Annotated in this window: 14 protein-coding genes; 9 read left to right on the forward strand and 5 right to left on the reverse strand. The window is 60.8% G+C overall.

The genetic code is table 11. The features are described from left to right. Window positions 1-43 precede the first annotated feature (43 nt). Window positions 44-490 (reverse strand): response regulator, encoded by a 447-nt coding sequence (locus ACLBW8_RS07355; protein ID WP_064454428.1) that lies wholly within the window; start codon window positions 488-490, stop codon window positions 44-46. A gap of 246 nt (window positions 491-736) precedes the next feature. Between ACLBW8_RS07355 and ACLBW8_RS07360 the strand changes: the two genes are divergently transcribed. The 8 genes from ACLBW8_RS07360 to ACLBW8_RS07395 all read left to right on the forward strand — a co-directional run bounded on the left by ACLBW8_RS07360 (window position 737) and on the right by ACLBW8_RS07395 (window position 9,757). Then, window positions 737-2,671, forward strand: coding sequence for a putative nucleotidyltransferase substrate binding domain-containing protein (locus ACLBW8_RS07360; protein ID WP_447805055.1), 1,935 nt, complete (start codon window positions 737-739; stop codon window positions 2,669-2,671). Continuing rightward, window positions 2,668-3,375: a 3'-5' exonuclease gene (locus ACLBW8_RS07365; protein WP_447805056.1), complete on the forward strand. Its 708-nt coding sequence runs from the start codon at window positions 2,668-2,670 to the stop codon at window positions 3,373-3,375. The genes ACLBW8_RS07360 and ACLBW8_RS07365 overlap by 4 nt, the downstream gene beginning before the upstream one ends. A gap of 100 nt (window positions 3,376-3,475) precedes the next feature. Further along, complete coding sequence (locus ACLBW8_RS07370; RefSeq protein WP_447805057.1) at window positions 3,476-4,000, forward strand: RNA polymerase sigma factor; 525 nt, start codon at window positions 3,476-3,478, stop codon at window positions 3,998-4,000. After that, window positions 3,991-4,959, forward strand: a complete 969-nt coding sequence (locus ACLBW8_RS07375; RefSeq protein WP_447805058.1) for a FecR domain-containing protein — start codon at window positions 3,991-3,993, stop codon at window positions 4,957-4,959. The genes ACLBW8_RS07370 and ACLBW8_RS07375 overlap by 10 nt, the downstream gene beginning before the upstream one ends. A 229-nt stretch (window positions 4,960-5,188) precedes the next feature. After that, entirely contained in the window at window positions 5,189-7,618 is a 2,430-nt protein-coding gene (locus tag ACLBW8_RS07380) for a TonB-dependent siderophore receptor (RefSeq protein ID WP_447805059.1), read from the forward strand. A gap of 62 nt (window positions 7,619-7,680) precedes the next feature. After that, on the forward strand, window positions 7,681-8,784 hold the full coding sequence (locus ACLBW8_RS07385; protein WP_447805060.1) for a PepSY-associated TM helix domain-containing protein: 1,104 nt from the start codon (window positions 7,681-7,683) through the stop codon (window positions 8,782-8,784). Next, entirely contained in the window at window positions 8,781-8,963 is a 183-nt protein-coding gene (locus ACLBW8_RS07390) for a hypothetical protein (RefSeq protein WP_064454434.1), read from the forward strand. The genes ACLBW8_RS07385 and ACLBW8_RS07390 overlap by 4 nt, the downstream gene beginning before the upstream one ends. A gap of 164 nt (window positions 8,964-9,127) precedes the next feature. After that, window positions 9,128-9,757 carry a glutathione S-transferase gene (locus ACLBW8_RS07395; RefSeq protein ID WP_447805061.1) on the forward strand — a complete coding sequence of 210 codons (630 nt, stop codon included), beginning with the start codon at window positions 9,128-9,130 and terminating at the stop codon, window positions 9,755-9,757. A 377-nt stretch (window positions 9,758-10,134) separates the two neighbouring features. On the opposite strand, the gene creD is transcribed toward ACLBW8_RS07395, so the two are convergent. The 4 genes from creD to rloA2 are packed head-to-tail and all read right to left on the reverse strand — an operon-like array spanning window position 10,135 to window position 14,191. Further along, the gene (gene creD, locus ACLBW8_RS07400) at window positions 10,135-11,508 is read right to left on the reverse strand and encodes a cell envelope integrity protein CreD (protein ID WP_447805062.1); all 1,374 of its coding nucleotides are present in this window, start codon (window positions 11,506-11,508) and stop codon (window positions 10,135-10,137) included. A 51-nt stretch (window positions 11,509-11,559) separates the two neighbouring features. After that, window positions 11,560-12,999 carry a two-component system sensor histidine kinase CreC gene (gene creC, locus ACLBW8_RS07405; protein ID WP_447805063.1) on the reverse strand — a complete coding sequence of 480 codons (1,440 nt, stop codon included), beginning with the start codon at window positions 12,997-12,999 and terminating at the stop codon, window positions 11,560-11,562. After that, window positions 12,999-13,667: a two-component system response regulator CreB gene (creB, locus tag ACLBW8_RS07410; RefSeq protein ID WP_128589008.1), complete on the reverse strand. Its 669-nt coding sequence runs from the start codon at window positions 13,665-13,667 to the stop codon at window positions 12,999-13,001. The genes creC and creB overlap by 1 nt, the downstream gene beginning before the upstream one ends. An 8-nt stretch (window positions 13,668-13,675) precedes the next feature. Then, window positions 13,676-14,191, reverse strand: a complete 516-nt coding sequence (gene rloA2, locus ACLBW8_RS07415) for a retropepsin-like aspartic peptidase RloA2 (protein WP_447805064.1) — start codon at window positions 14,189-14,191, stop codon at window positions 13,676-13,678. A 171-nt stretch (window positions 14,192-14,362) separates the two neighbouring features. Between rloA2 and ACLBW8_RS07420 the strand changes: the two genes are divergently transcribed. Further along, on the forward strand, window positions 14,363-15,253 hold the full coding sequence (locus tag ACLBW8_RS07420) for an acyltransferase (RefSeq protein WP_447805065.1): 891 nt from the start codon (window positions 14,363-14,365) through the stop codon (window positions 15,251-15,253). The last annotated feature ends 379 nt before the right edge of the window (window positions 15,254-15,632 follow it).

Genomic DNA, 15,632 nt, shown 5'->3' on the forward strand with positions numbered 1-15,632 from the left:
GAGCGGGCTTGCTCGCGAAGAGGCCTGCACCGTCAACAGATAATCAAGACGCCATGCCTAACTCGCGCTTCACCATCTTCGCCAACTTGGCGCTGTCGATGGGCTTGAGCATGAAGTCCACCACACTCATATGCATGGCCTCGATGACGTCGCGCGCTTCTGCGTCCCCCGACATGATGATAATCGGCAGCGCCGCTCGGCCAGAGCTGCGCACTTGCTGGATCAGTTCCAGACCATTGCTTGGCGCCATGCGCAGGTCAGTGATCAGTAAACCAATGGAGCTGCTGGACTCCAACAGATCCCAGGCCGTCTCGCCACTGTCAGCGGTCATGCAGCGAATGCCGTCCAGGCCCAGGATCTCCGCCAGCAATTCACGCGCGTCCTTGTCATCATCGACAATCAACACCCGTTGTGGCGGTAAATCAGGCTCCAGCATCACGGCGCTCAGCGCCTCGCGCTCGGCATCACTCAAAATATCGTGGTCGGACATACGTTTCTCAGCAGTTCTATTCAATCTCGCAGCACACTCGTCAGACATCTGCGGAAGGGCGAACAATGTGCACTTCGTCGGAAAGTTTGCCTAGTGGGCTTTCTACCGGGTTTTAACACTAGCCATGTAAGGTATTTCCCTAGTCGTGAATCGTTTTACCGCGCACTAGACTTACGTCCAATGGGCACCCGGAGCACGGGGGCTGACCATAAAGGACGATAACGACAAGAAACTGCGGTCACTGTTATGAGTAAAGCTGATGCTTTCACGCAGGCGGGAAAAACCGCCGTGTTGCAGAACATCCACGGCACCCTGCAATTCCTGCAACGCTTCCCCCCGTTCAACCAGATGGAAAACGCCCACCTGGCGTTTCTGGTGGAACAGTGCCAACTGCGTTTCTATGGCCCCGGCGAGAGCATCCTCAAGCCGTCGGGCGGGCCGGTGGAACATTTTTATATCGTCAAGCAAGGCCGAGTCGTCGGCGAACGCACACAGTTAAATCAGGAAGCGGCCGAAACCACCTTCGAAATCACCACCGGTGAGTGCTTCCCCCTGGCCGCGCTGCTGGGCGAACGAGCGACGCGCACCGAGCACAAGGCCGCCGAAGATACGTTCTGCCTGCAACTGAACAAGCCGGCGTTTATCAAGCTGTTCGCCCTCTCCAGTGCGTTTCGCGACTTTGCCTTGCGCGGTGTCAGCAGCTTGCTGGACCAGGTCAACCAGCAGGTGCAGCAAAAAGCCGTAGAGACCCTCGGCACCCAGTACTCGCTGAATACCCGTCTCGGCGAACTGGCCATGCGCCATCCGGTCACCTGCAGCCCGAACACGCCGCTGCGCGAGGCGGTAACGCTGATGCACGAGCAACAAGTGGGCAGCATCGTGATCGTCGACGAGCATAAGGCGCCCCTGGGGATTTTCACCCTGCGCGACCTGCGCCAGGTGGTCGCTGACGGCACCAGTGATTTCAGCCAGGCCATCGAAGGCCATATGACCCAGGCGCCGTTCTTCCTGAGCCCGGACCACAGCGCCTTCGACGCCGCCATCGCCATGACCGAGCGGCATATCGCCCATGTGTGCCTGGTGAAAGATCAGCGCCTGTGTGGCGTGGTGTCCGAACGCGACTTGTTTTCCCTGCAACGGGTTGACCTGGTGCACCTGGCCCGCACCATCCGCAACGCGCCTCGGGTCGAAAACCTGGTGGCGCTTCGCGGCGAGATCGGCCAACTGGTCGAACGCATGCTCGCCCATGGCGCGTCGTCCACCCAGATCACGCACATCATTACGTTGCTCAACGATCACACCGTGTGCCGGGTGATCGAGCTGACGTTGGCCGAGAGAGGCGACCCCGGCGTGCCCTTCAGTTGGCTGTGTTTCGGCAGCGAAGGCCGTCGCGAGCAGACCCTGTTTACCGACCAGGACAACGGCATTCTGTTCGACGCCAGGGACGCCGCCGAAGCCGCCGCGATTCGCGGCCGCTTGTTGCCCCTGGCGCAGCAGATCAACCAAAGCCTGGCGTTGTGCGGCTTCAGCTTGTGCAAGGGCAATATCATGGCCGGCAACCCCGAACTGTGCCTGTCGCGGGCCGAATGGGCGCGGCGCTTCGGTGCGTTTATTCGCGAGGCGACGCCGGAAAACCTGCTGGGGTCGAGCATCTATTTTGACTTGCGCGTGGTGTGGGGCGACGAACAGGGCTGCGAGCAATTGCGTCAGGGCATTCTGGATCAAGTCGCGGATAACCGGCTGTTCCAACGCATGCTGGCCGAGAACGCCTTGCGCCAACGCCCACCCGTAGGGCGTTTCCGCGACTTTGTACTGACGCGCAAAGGCGGCGAAAAGGCCACACTCGATCTTAAGGTGCAGGGCCTCACGCCCTTTGTGGATGGCGCTCGCCTATTGGCCCTGGCCAATGGCGTCCACGCCATCAATACCCTGGAGCGCCTGCGCCAATTGGTGGACAAAGAGGTCATTGAGCCACTGGACGGCGCCGCGTACGAAGAGGCCTATCACTTTATCCAGCAAACCCGCATGCAGCAGCACCAGTTGCAGACCCGCGAGAACCAGCCCTATTCCAACCGTGTCGACCCCGACAGCCTCAACCACCTGGACCGGCGCATCTTGCGTGAAGCCCTGCGTCAGGCCCAGCGCCTGCAAAGCAGCCTGACCTTTCGGTACCAGCTGTGAGCCTGTTCAGTTGGCTACGTAAGAAAAAGCCCGGGCTGGACGCCCCCCAACAGCTGCGCCTGACGCAACTGCCCAAACCCGCAGTACTGGGGAACGGTTCCCTGCGCAGCCAGCGGTGGGTGGTGGTTGACCTGGAAACCAGCGGCCTGAACCTCAACCGGGATCAGGTGCTGTCCATCGGCGCGGTGGTCATCGAGGACGGCGCGGTGGACTTCTCGCAAATGTTCGAGCGCACCTTGCAACGTGCCGAAACAAAACTGAGCCCCAGCGTGTTGATCCATGGCCTCGGCCCCAGTGCGATCGCCGCCGGCAGCGACCCGGTCGAAGCGCTGCTGGATTTCATGGCGTTTGTCGGCGACAGCCCGATGCTGGCGTTTCACGCACCGTTCGATCAACACATGCTGTGCCGCGCACTCAAGGACAGCCTGGGCTATCGGCTGAGCCATCCGTTTCTCGATGTTGCGGACATCGCCCCACTGCTGTGCCCCGAAGCGAATATCCGCGAAGCCGGCCTCGACGACTGGATCACCCACTTCAAGCTGCACGTGGGAGAACGCCATCACGCCAGCGCCGATGCACTGGCCACGGCTGAGCTGATGCTCATCCTGTTTAACCGCGCGCAGCAGCACGCCATCAACAGCCCTCAAGCGCTGCAAGAGCGCTTGAGCCAATGGAAACGCCGCAAACAAGCGCCAGCGTTTTAGTGGCACCGCCCGACAGACGCCAATTGCGCCCACCCCCTGCCTCTGACACAATCGCGAATAATTCTCGTTAGTTTAAACCTCTTGTTTATTCGGTGATGCCTTGTCGTCGGTCCAGACCCCACACAGTGAGCTTGTTGGCGCGTTATACCGCGACCATCGTGGCTGGCTGTTGGCGTGGCTGCGCCGCAACGTGGCCTGCCCGAGCCGCGCCGAAGACCTGAGCCAGGACACATTCATGCGCCTGCTGGGCCGTGATGAGTTGCGCGAACCGCGCGAGCCACGGGCGTTTCTGGTGTCGATCGCCAAAGGCCTGCTGTTCGACTACTTCCGCCGCGCAGCACTGGAACAGGCTTACCTCAACGAACTGATGCTGCTCCCGGAAAGCGAACAGCCGTCGCCCGAAGAACAGCAATTGATCCTCGAAGACCTCAAGGCCATCGACCAACTGCTCGCCAAGCTGTCGAGCAAGGCCCGCGCCGCCTTCCTCTATAACCGCCTCGACGGCATGGGCCACGCAGAAATCGCCCGGCGTCTCGACGTGTCGGTGCCCCGCGTGCGTCAGTACCTGGCCCAGGGCATTCGCCAGTGCTACGTCGCGCTGTATGGCGAGCCGTCGTGCCCGTGATCAGTTCCAAACCGGTCTCGGCCCGCGTGCTGGACGCTGCAATTGCCTGGCAACTGTCACTCGACTCGGGCGACGGCAGCCTGGTTACGCAGGAAGAGTTCGCCAAATGGCTGGCCAGCGATGAAGAGCATGCGCGCGCCTGGCGCCAGTTGGGCATGCTTGACCAGCGTTTCAGCAGGGCGTCGGGCCCGGCGCGGGCGGCGTTGGTGCAGTCTCGCGAGAGCCTGCGCCAGCGCGTGCGCAAACTTGGGCGCGGCCTGGCAAGTATCGCGCTGGTGTGCGGCCTGGTGTTGTTTGCCGGTGAGCGCTACGTGCCGATCCACTATTGGCTGGCCGACCAGCGCACCGCCACCGGCGAGCAGCGCACGCTGAAACTCGCGGATGGCACGCTGATCAACCTCAATACCCACAGTGCAATAGACGTGCGCTTCGATGAAAAACGCCGGCTGATCGTGTTGCAGGAAGGCGAGATGCTGGTCGAAACCGGTCACAACGATGCGCGCCCCTTCTATGTACAAACCCGCGACGGCAGCCTGCGGGCGCTGGGCACGCGGTTTATCGTCAAGCGCGAAGACGACGCCACGCGCCTGAGCGTGCTGCAGTCTGCGGTGGCCGCCCAGCCACAGGCACTGCATCAAGAACAGATTTTCAGCGAAGGCCAGCAAGTGCTGATGCGCAGCGACAGTCTCGGCCCTGTGCTGGCCGTCACGCCCGCCACCGACGCCTGGACGCGCGGCATGCTGGTGGTCGACAACGCCCGCCTGGGCGACGTGGTCGAGGAGCTCAGCCGCTATCGCCCTGGCTACCTGGGTGTGGATAAGCGCGTGGCCGACCTGCGCATCACCGGCAGTTTCCCGCTGCATGACACTACGCTGGCGCTGAACGCCCTGCTGCCGACCTTGCCGGTGCAGATCGAGCAGCGCACGCCGTGGTGGGTGACCGTTATCGCCAAGCCTTAGGTTATGCGGTGCATGGGCTGTAGCTTTCGCGAGCAAGCCTGCTCCCACATTCGGCCGCGTTTTTCCAAGTCGAACGCAGTCGAATGTGGGAGCGGGCTTGCCCGCGAAGAGGCCCTGAAAAACGCTTCAAATATTCGACTCAAAAAATATCTTCGCTCAGCCCTATCACTTTTCGAATCTCGCTCGGCACATAGGCAATTGAGAAATATTTCCATTCAGGAGCCACCCCATGTCCCGCACGCTAGACACCCTGTTGCGCCCCAGCCTGTTAGCCGTGGCCATTGCCCTCAGCACGCCGCTGACTAGCACGTCGCTGATCGCCGCTGAACAGGCCTCGAATGTGCGCGCCTACAACCTGCCGGCCGCGCCGCTGGCCAGCACCCTGAACCAGATCGCCAGCCAGGCGGGCCTGGCGCTGACCCTTAACCCGGCGCTGGCGTCGGGCAAAACCTCGGCACCGGTGAAGGGCCAGTACGATGCGCAAGGCGCGCTGCGTGAGGCCTTGCGTGGGACAGGGTTGCAGCTGGAACAGAGCAGCGCCGGGACGTTTACCCTGGTGGCGATTCCGGAAGGCGTCGTGGCGCTGCCGGAGACCAGCATCATTGGGCAGGGCGACACTGAAAGTGCCTGGGGCCCGGTGACAGGCTATCTGGCAACGCGCACCGCCGCCGGCACCAAGACCGACACGGCACTGGTCGAAGCACCGCGCTCGATCTCCATTGCCACCCGCGAACAGATGCAGGACCGCAACGTCCAGAACCTCGATGACGCCGTCAAATATATGCCCGGTATCGTATCGTCCAGCTGCGGCAGCGACACCCGCTACGACTGGATGCGCGTGCGCGGTTTCGAACCCACGCAATTCCTCGACGGCCTGCCACTGCCACGCGGTGTGTACGCCAACCCGAAAGCAGAAACCTGGAACCTGGACCGCCTCGCCCTGCTGCGTGGCCCTGCCTCGTCGATCTACGGCCAGACGCCACCGGGCGGTCTGCTGGATATGGTCAGCCGCCGTCCCAGCGCTGAATCGAGCAACGCCATCCAGGTGCAGTACGGCAGTGACAACTACCGCCAGATCAACTTCGCCAGTACCGGCAAGATCGATGATGAAGGGCAGTTCCTGTATGGCGTCAGCGGCGTAGTACGGGACGCGGGCACCCAGGTCGATCACATCGACAACAAACGCTACAACATCGCGCCCAGCCTGACCTGGAACATCGACACCGACACCAAGCTGACACTGCTCTCGCAGTTCACCCGTGACGATACCGGCACCACCAGCCAGTTCATGCCGATACAGGGCACCAAGATCAAATCACCACTGGGCGAGGTTTCCCACCACAAGAACCTGGGCGATCCGGATTACGAGTTCTACGACCGTACTTACTACGCATTGGGGTATGCGTTCGAACACCGTTTCAACGATACCTGGCAGTTCAAGCAGAACCTGCGTTACACCAAATCGGAGCTGGATTTCCAGCAGTTGACCGTGGGCTCCTATGCGTTTTCCCCGGCGGATGCGGCGGGTAATATCAGCCGGTCTACCACCAACGTTGACGAAAGCATTGGCCAGTTCGCGGTGGACAACAATTTCCAAGCCGACTTCGCCACCGGCGATATCAGCCATACATTACTGCTGGGCCTGGATCACCAGCGTACCGACACCTCCTACCGCGCCATATACGGCACGGCATCGAGTATCAACATCTTCAACCCGATCAACACTCAGCCGACTGTACGCCCGACGGATGTCCGACCGTTTTACGACTACAACCAGAAAACCGTACAAACCGGTCTCTACGTGCAGGACCAGATGGCCCTGGACAAGTGGCGCCTGACCTTGGGTGGGCGTGAAGACTGGGTGCATCAGGGCACCACCTATTTCAACGACAACGATGCGACCAACACCGACCGCATCAAACACTTCAGTGGCAACGCGGCACTGAGCTATGTGTTCGACTCGGGCTTCGTACCGTACTTGTCCTACGCTGAGTCCTTCCAACCAGCGAGCAACGCAGATACAACCGCGCTCAAGACGTTTAAACCGACTGAAGGCAAACAATGGGAAATGGGGGTTAAGTATCAGCCGCCAGGTTCCAATACGCTGCTGAGTGCGGCGGTCTACGACCTCACCCAAAAAAATGTGCAAGTGACCACCCTTGGCGCAGGGGGCCAGCAAATCAACAGCCAGACCGGCGAAGTGAAGGTCAAGGGCCTGGAGCTGGAAGCCGTGTCTGACGTGACCGAGAACCTCAAGGTCATCGCCGCCTACACCTTGGCAAAATCCGAGGTGCAAAAAGGCATTTACAAAGGCAACCGTCTGACATTGATGCCAAACCAGCAAGCCTCGCTGTGGACTGACTACACCTGGCACAGCGGCGTACTTGACGGTTTCGGTATCGGCTTTGGTGCCCGCTACACCGGCAACACCTATGGGGACCAGGCCAACACCTGGTTGGGTAAGGCCAATGCCTACACCGTATTCGATGGTTCGGTGCACTACGACTTGGGCCGTCTGGATAACAGCCTCAAAGGCGCATCGGTTAAGTTGAACGCCACCAACCTGTTCAACAAGGACTACCTTTCCACCTGCGATGGTAACTACTGCTACTTCGGCGACCAACGCAGCGTAGTCGCCAGCGCCACCTACCAGTGGTAATCAGCTGAGTTAATAATCAGGCCGTCCTCGGGGGCGGCTTTGGTGTGTCTGAAGGCAAGAAAATGAAAAGCAAAACCATCCGCCGCTGGTCCTTCATCCACACCTGGGCCAGCCTGATCTGCACAGTCTTCCTGCTGCTGCTCGCCCTCACCGGCCTGCCGCTGGTGTTTCACCACGAAATCGACCACCTGCTGGGCAACGAGCCTGAACTTGCGCAGATGCCCGCCGACACTCCGCACCTGAACCTTGAGCAGTTGGTGGCCAAGGCCCAGGCTCATCGCCCGGGTGAAGCCATGCAATACCTGGCGTGGGACGAGGACGACAAGAACGGCGTGATTGCGATCATGGCCGCCACGGCCGGCACCGAACCCAACTCGTCTCACACCTTCATGCTCGATGCGCGCACTGGCGACGCCGTGGAAACCCCGGCGGCCAACGGCGGGCTGACGCTGTTCCTGCTGCGCCTGCATGTGGATATGTTTGCCGGCCTGCCGGGCAAGTTGCTGCTGGCGTTCATGGGCATTCTGTTTGTGCTGGCGATTGTCTCGGGCACGGTGCTGTACCTGCCGTTTATGCGCCGCTTGAAGTTCGCCACCGTACGCCAGGACAAATCCACCCGCCTGCGCTGGCTCGACCTGCATAACCTTATCGGCGTGGTCACGCTGACCTGGGCGCTGGTGGTGGGCGTGACCGGCGTGATCAGCGCCTGCGCCGACCTGATCATCGCCGCCTGGCGCCAGGACAGCCTCAGCGCGATGATCGAACCCTACAAAAACGCGCCGCCGCTGACACAACGCGCACCGGCCACCGAGCTGCTGAGCATTGCGGCCAAGGCCGCGCCCGGCATGCAGCCGGACTTTATCGCCTTCCCCGGTACGCGCTTTTCCAGCGAGCACCACTATGCGGTGTTCATGAAAGGCAGCACCCATCTGACCTCGCACTTGCTCACGCCGGTGCTGATCGACGCGAGCACTCTGGCCGTCAGCGCCATCGCCGAACGGCCGTGGTACATGGACGCCATGGGCATGTCCCAGCCGTTGCACTTTGGTGACTATGGCGGCCTGCCGATGAAGATCCTGTGGGCAGTGCTGGATGTGCTGACCATCATCGTGCTGGGCAGCGGCATTTACTTATGGATCGTGCGGCGCAAGGCGGCCAGGGCATGAAGCCGCGCCAGTCGAATTTCTGGAAGGTGTTTGGTATTCCGCTGGGGATTGGCGTGCTCAGCGCGGCCGGGTTGTTTGCGGCGTTGCTGGGCGATGGGCTGTGGGATTCGCTCAGTTGGGTAGGCTTGGGGATTCCCGCTGTCATGGGTGTTTGGGCGTTGTGTAAGCGGCGCGGCTGAGGGCGCCATCGCAGGCAAGCCAGCTCCCACCTTGGGCTGCGTTCACAATTCAAAATGTGGGAGCTGGCTTGCCTGCGATGAGGCCCTCAAAAACACCCAAAAACCCCCTCGCCAGCCACGGCGCAACCCTCTAGGCTAGCCACTGCCCATTCAGAGGAATGCCCATGTCCGTGCCCAGCATGACCTTGTTCCACAACCCCGCGTCACCGTTCGTTCGCAAAGTCCGCGTGCTGCTGGCCGAGACCGGCCAGCAGGACCGTGTGGCCCTGCAAGGTTGCATGCCGACACCGGTCCAGCCGGCTGCGCAATTGGTGCAAGACAACCCCGTGGGCAAAATCCCGGCCCTGCGCCTGGCCGACGGCACGGTGCTGCACGACAGCCGGGTGATCCTCGATTACCTTGACTACCAACACGTCGGCAACCCGCTGATACCCCGCGACGGCGCGGCGCGCTGGCGCCGCCTGACCCTGGCCTCGATGGCCGACGGCATCATGGATGCCGCCGTGCTGGTGCGTTACGAGACGGCCATGCGCCCGGCGGAAAAGCACTGGGACCAGTGGCTGGACGAACAGCGCAAAAAGATTCGTCGCACCCTCGCCGCGCTGGAAGCCGATGCGATTGCCGAACTGGCCAGCCACTTCGACATCGCGTCCATCAGTGTGGCGTGCGCTTTGGGTTACCTCGACTTCCGCCACCCAGACCTGCAATGGCGTAACGCTAATCCCAAGCTTGCCGCCTGGTACGCCGAGGTCAGCCAGCGGCCTTCGATGCTGCAGACCCAGCCACCGGTGTGACATTCATCCCCATCCACTGTGGGAGCGGGCTTGCCCTAATGCCAGTCAGTTAAGCGAACGAAATGCTCAATGCAGCGAAGATCAAATGTGGGAGCGGGCTTGCTCGCGAAGGCGGCCCAGCAAACATTGATGTTGATTGACCCACCGCTTTCGCGAGCAAGTCGAATCGTCGAACCGCCGCTCCCACAAGGGATCTGCGTTTAACTGACTGGCATTAGGGCTTGCCCGCGATTGCGGCGTGTCATTCAGTACATCTGTTTGTGACCCACCGCTTTCGCGGGTAAGCCCGCTCCCACTTCGGAAGGTGGCGGAGTTGAGGAATATGACGATTCTTGCGGCCAACTGCGCGCCCACCTGCTGATCCTCACGCAACCCGATCATTGCACGGCCTCCAGATCAAACTGCAGGGGCTCGCCCGCTTTGCGTTTGCCCACGCCATACCAGTCCAGTTTGCGCGTCAGCACCATCACCGTGCCGAGCAGGCCGAACAGCAACAGCGAGCCCATCAGCAGCGCGTAATCCTCGGCACTCAGCAACCCGTACAACAAGCCATACAACGCCGCCAACCCCGCCGAAAACCCCAGGCCGTGGGTGACGCTGCGCAGCACATGGCACACGTAGAAACCAATCAACAACACGCAAGCACTGGCGGATATCCAATACGCCAGCGCAAAACCCAGGTGCTCGGACAACGACAACAACAGCAGGTAGAAGAACGCCAGGGCAACACCCACCAACGCGTATTGAATCGGGTGCACGGCCAGGTTCTTGAGCACTTCGAACAGGAAGAAGCCGGCAAACGTCAGGGCGATAAACAGCAGCGCGTATTTAATTGCTCGGTCGCTCTTGAGGTACTGGTCAACCGGGTCGATGAAGTTCACGCCGAAGCTGCGATTGGTGAAGTCTTCACAGCCCTGCCGGTCCAGGCAGGTTTGCAGGGCTTGTTCGAGGTTGGTGGAAAAAAACGAAGTCTGCCAGTTGGCGGTGAAGCCTTTATCGGTGACGTCTCGTTGAGCCGGGAGGAAGTTGCCGATAAAGCTCGGGTGCGGCCAGTTGGAGGCGAGGGATACCTGGCTTGTCTTGCCCACCGGCACCACTTGCAGCTGTTCGGTGCCTTGCAGGCGCAGGTCGAAAGCAAAGTCCACCACGGCCGGTTTTTTGCTGTCCTGCTCGGGCAGCGTTACGTGCACGCCTTCCCCCAGCCAATCCACTTGAGTGCCCGGCGAAAACTCCAGACGCTGGCTGCCCAGCTCCAGCTTCAGCGCGTTTTCGATACCGCGAATATCGCTGATACCCACCGCCAGAAACGCCGGTTCAAAGCGGTAATCGGCAAAGTCCTCGGTGATGCCCAACTGCACAGGCAGCTCAAAACGCCCGCTGATACGGTTGTCGGCATGGAACAGCCGCGCTTGATAAATGCCCCGTGCGCGCAGCTCGGTCTGCACCTTGCCGTCGAGTTCAAAACGCTCCGGCAGGAAATACAGACGACCGCGCTCTTCACGGGTTTGCTCGTAGCGTTTGTTGAGCTTTTCATTGAGTTTCCACTCGCGCACGGTCTTGCGATACGGCACCACCATCACCGGCCCGGTGACGCGCTGGCTGTAGCTGGAGCTGCGGGCGATGTCCATCAATACGCCATCGCGCAGTTGCTGACGGTCGCTGATGATGCCGTTGATCATCAGCAACGGAATCAGCAACAACAGAATCAACAGCGCAATTGCGCCAAGTTTGAAAAGCAGGCTGCGGTTCATGGGGCTCTCCCTGGTTTGATAGGCAGAGCGTGAGCCGCGCATATGGGCGATTTATGTGGGCAATGTGGAGACTGTGTGGAGATGCAGCACCACTTGCACGCCGCCTTGCACGTTGCCGATCTGCAAAGCGCCGCCGTGCAGCTTCATCACTTCTTCGACAAAGTTCAGGCCCAGGCCGGTGCTTTTACGCCCGCTGGCCGGGCGTGGCAGCGAGTAGAAACGTTCGCTCAGGCGTGGCAGGGCGTAGTCGGGAATCGGCGCCGCCTGGTTGAACAGGCTGACGTAGACGTCGTTGTGCTGGGTGTGCGCGCTGAACTTCAACGCGCCGCCCGGTGGAGTGAAGTCCAACGCGTTTTCCAGCAGATTGCCCAAGGCCTGGCGCAACAGGAAAGGCTCGCCGAACACCATCACATCCGCGGCAATGGCCTGCTCGACCTGCAAACCGGCGCCTTCGATTCGTGCGCATTGGGCCTTGAGTACGTCATCAACCAAGGCAGCCAACGGCACACTGGTTTGCTCTTCCAGGCCCTGGCGCTGCTCCACTTGCGCCAGGTTCAGCAGGCGTTCGATCAACTGTTGCAGGCGCGCGCTTTCACTGTCGATATTGCCGACGAAACGCTGCTGCTGCTCGCGGGTCATGTCGCCCTGCAACAGTTCCGCTGCGCCGCGAATCGCCGCCAGCGGGCTCTTCAGTTCGTGGGTCAGGGTGTGCACGTAATGCTCGACGTAGGCCTTGCCTTCCAACTGCGTGCGCATGTGCTCCACGGCGGTGGACAGTTGCTTGAGCTCGCCGCCACGGTAATGCGGCAGCTCGGCACGCCGCCCTTCGCTCACCGCCTGCGCGTAAGCCGTCAGCCGGTGCAGCGCAACGCTCAGCCACCACGACAACAGGGCGCCCAGCAGCAGGCCCATGACCACGAGCCCCGCCCCGTACCACAGCAGACGGCGCTCGGTGCGGTCGACATAGGGCTGCAACGAACTGTTGGGCTTGGCCACGGTGACCACGCCGATGATTTGCCCGTTATCGCGGATCGGCGCACCAACGTGCATCACCGACGAGGCGGGGTCATCCGGTTCGCTGCGCGTGGAGCGCGCGCCGTACTCGCCGCGCAGGGTCAGGTACACGTCGTTCCACTTGGAATAATCCTGGCCCACCGCTTCGCCCTTGGAGTCGAGCAGCACGATGCCCTTGGCGTCGGTCACGTAGATACGGTGGTTAACCTGGTTTTTCGGCAGGCCCCAAATGGTCGCGCCGGGCTGGCGATTGCCATAGGCCTTGAGCAGTTCGGCCCAATGGCTTTGGCCGAGGGTGTGGTTTTTCACGTCATCGCGCAGAATCTCGGCCAGCAGATTGGCGGTGTCCACCAGGGTTTCTTCGGTGGACTGGCGTACGCCCGGGCGGATCTCCTTCATCACCGTGTTGAGCACGAAGTAGCCGGTCAGGCCGATAAACAGCGCATACACCAGGAAAATCCGCAGCCCCAGGCGCATCAGCTGTGGCTCGGGCTGTAGCTGTAGCCCAGGCCGCGATGGGTCTGGATTGGCTCCGCATCGGCCGCGATACCACGCAGTTTGCTGCGCAGGCTCTTGATGTGGCTGTCGATATTGCGCTCGTAGCCGGCATCCGCCGCCACGCCCACCGCGTCGAGTAATTGCTCGCGGCTGAACACGCGTTCGGGTTGCTCGAGCAGGCTTTGCAGCAACCGGAATTCATGCCGGGTCAGGCTCAATGGCTGCCCGCGATAACTGATTTGCATGCGTTCCAGGTCCACCTGGAACACGGCGGGCGCCACACCTGGGCCGACGCGCTTGAGGATCGCCCGCACCCGCGCCGCCACTTCCCGTGGGCTGAACGGCTTGACCACATAATCGTCGGCGCCGATCTCCAGGCCCACCACACGGTCAATCTCGGCATCCCGGGCACTGAGGAACATCACCGGTACTTCGCTGAAACGGCGCAATTGCTTGCAGGTTTCAAAGCCGGTGATATCCGGCAAGCCGATGTCGAGGATGATCAGGTCGGCCGGTGTCTGGCGCTGATGGGCCAGCGCCTCCTGGCCGAGGCTCAGCCAGGTGGTGGTGAAGCCCTCGCCTTGCAGGGCGAAAACCAACGTGTCGGCTATCGCCGCTTCGTCTTCGACAATCAGGATATGCGGCATGGGTTCAATCAGCAGTCCGGTTTATCAGCGGTATAACGACGGGCCGGGTTTACCGCCGCGCCGAATTCACGCAGGGCCTTGGCGCCGATCAGCAGCGGGTAGTTGAAGCTGCTGCGGTCGGTGAGGTTGACCTCGACGGTGCGCTTGACGTTACCCAGGCACATTTCCAGGTCAATCACCGGGCGCTTGGCCACCGTGGCTTCGTCCTTGTCCTCGTCTTCGTCGGCGCGGCTCTTGATCTTGCTGATGCGCGAGACTTTATGTTCGTAGACCTTGTCGCTCGCATCCTTGCCGCCGAGGCGGAAGCGCACCCAGTCGTCGCCGTCGCGGGTGAAGGTTTCGATGTTACGGGCCGACAGCGAGGCGGTCAGCGCGCCGGTGTCCATCTTGGCCTTGAAGGTTTCACCGATCTCGGGCAACTGGATGTATTCGTAGCGACCGTAAAGGGTGGGTTCGGCGGCCATGACAGGCAGGGCAGCCATAACGGGAAGAACCAGGGCGAACGCAGCAAGGAGCAATTTCACGAAGTGATTTCCTCGAAAGAAGTAGGCGGATTCTAGACCGCAAAAGCCGGACTAAGTTAGTTCTCAACCATACCGGGCGCAGTGTGAAACATTCGTGCGGCGATTTGCGATTTGGCCTCTCGACTCAGCTTGCTTATCATGGCCCGCCCACGTCGATTCCAAGAGTTACTTATGCGCCGCCTGCTCACCGGCTGTTTCGTCACACTGCTGTTATTGCTCAACACCCTGGTGCTGTTCGGCCCCTTGATGGTGTTTGCCCTGATCAAGTTGGTGGCCCGCGGGCGCTATCGCGACTACGCGTCCTGGGCGGTGATGTGGATCGCCGAGACCTGGGCCGAAATCGACAAGCTTATATTCTCCCGGTGCACGCCCACTCAATGGGACATTCGCGGCGGCGACGACCTGCGACGCGATACCTCTTACCTGGTGATCAGCAACCATCAGTCGTGGGTCGACATTCCGGCCCTGATCCAGGCGCTTAACCGCCGAACGCCGTTCTTCAAATTCTTCCTGAAAAAAGAGCTGATCTGGGTGCCCTTCCTTGGCCTGGCCTGGTGGGCACTGGATTACCCGTTCATGAAGCGCTACACCAAGGCGTTCCTGGCCAAGCACCCGGAACTGGCGGGCCAGGACCTGAAAATCACCCAGCAGGCCTGCGAGCTGTTCAAGCGCCAGCCGGTGACGGTGGTCAATTACCTGGAAGGCACGCGGTTCAGCGAGGCCAAGCGCAAACAGCAGGATTCGCCGTTCTCGCGGTTGCTCAAGCCCAAGGCGGGCGGCGTGGCGTTTGTGCTGGCAGCGCTGGGTGAACAGCTGGACGCGGTACTCGACGTGACCGTGGTCTATCCATCTCAAGAGCAGCAGCAAAAGATTCCGGGGTTCTGGGATTTGATCAGCGGCGCGGTGCCGAAAGTGATCATTGATATCCGCACCCATGCGCTGGACCCGGCGTTGTGGCAAGGGGACTACGAGAACGATCCGGCGTTTCGCCAGACCGTCCAGAACTGGGTGAACCAGCTCTGGAGGGAAAAAGACCGGAGAATTGAGACGTTACTCAAATAAAGCCGTCTTATCGAATCAAATTGAGTTCTAACTAACGGGGAACACATTCTCCCCAAATGTTGAGTACAGGGTCATGAGACCCTTGGGGTTCTTGTGCCTTCGAGGTATTGGCCATTCCATTCTGGACATTAGAGTGCCGCTGGTGCCCCATCAAACCTGTACCTAGGGGCTCCCGCGGGATGGCAGGGGGGTTGATCCAATACGAGACGCCAACTGGCAAATGTGAAGTTTTCATCGTGTCACCACTTAAATTCCAATGAATGAAACCTTCCAAGCCCGTGATTAGCGAAGCTTGAAAGGTCTCAATCTGTGGCGCATCCGTTACGGCGGTTCCCTACAATTCAATACGCCTCATTACGTATGCTTTTTCATTTTTAGC

Source organism: Pseudomonas sp. M5A4_2d (assembly GCF_053345295.1).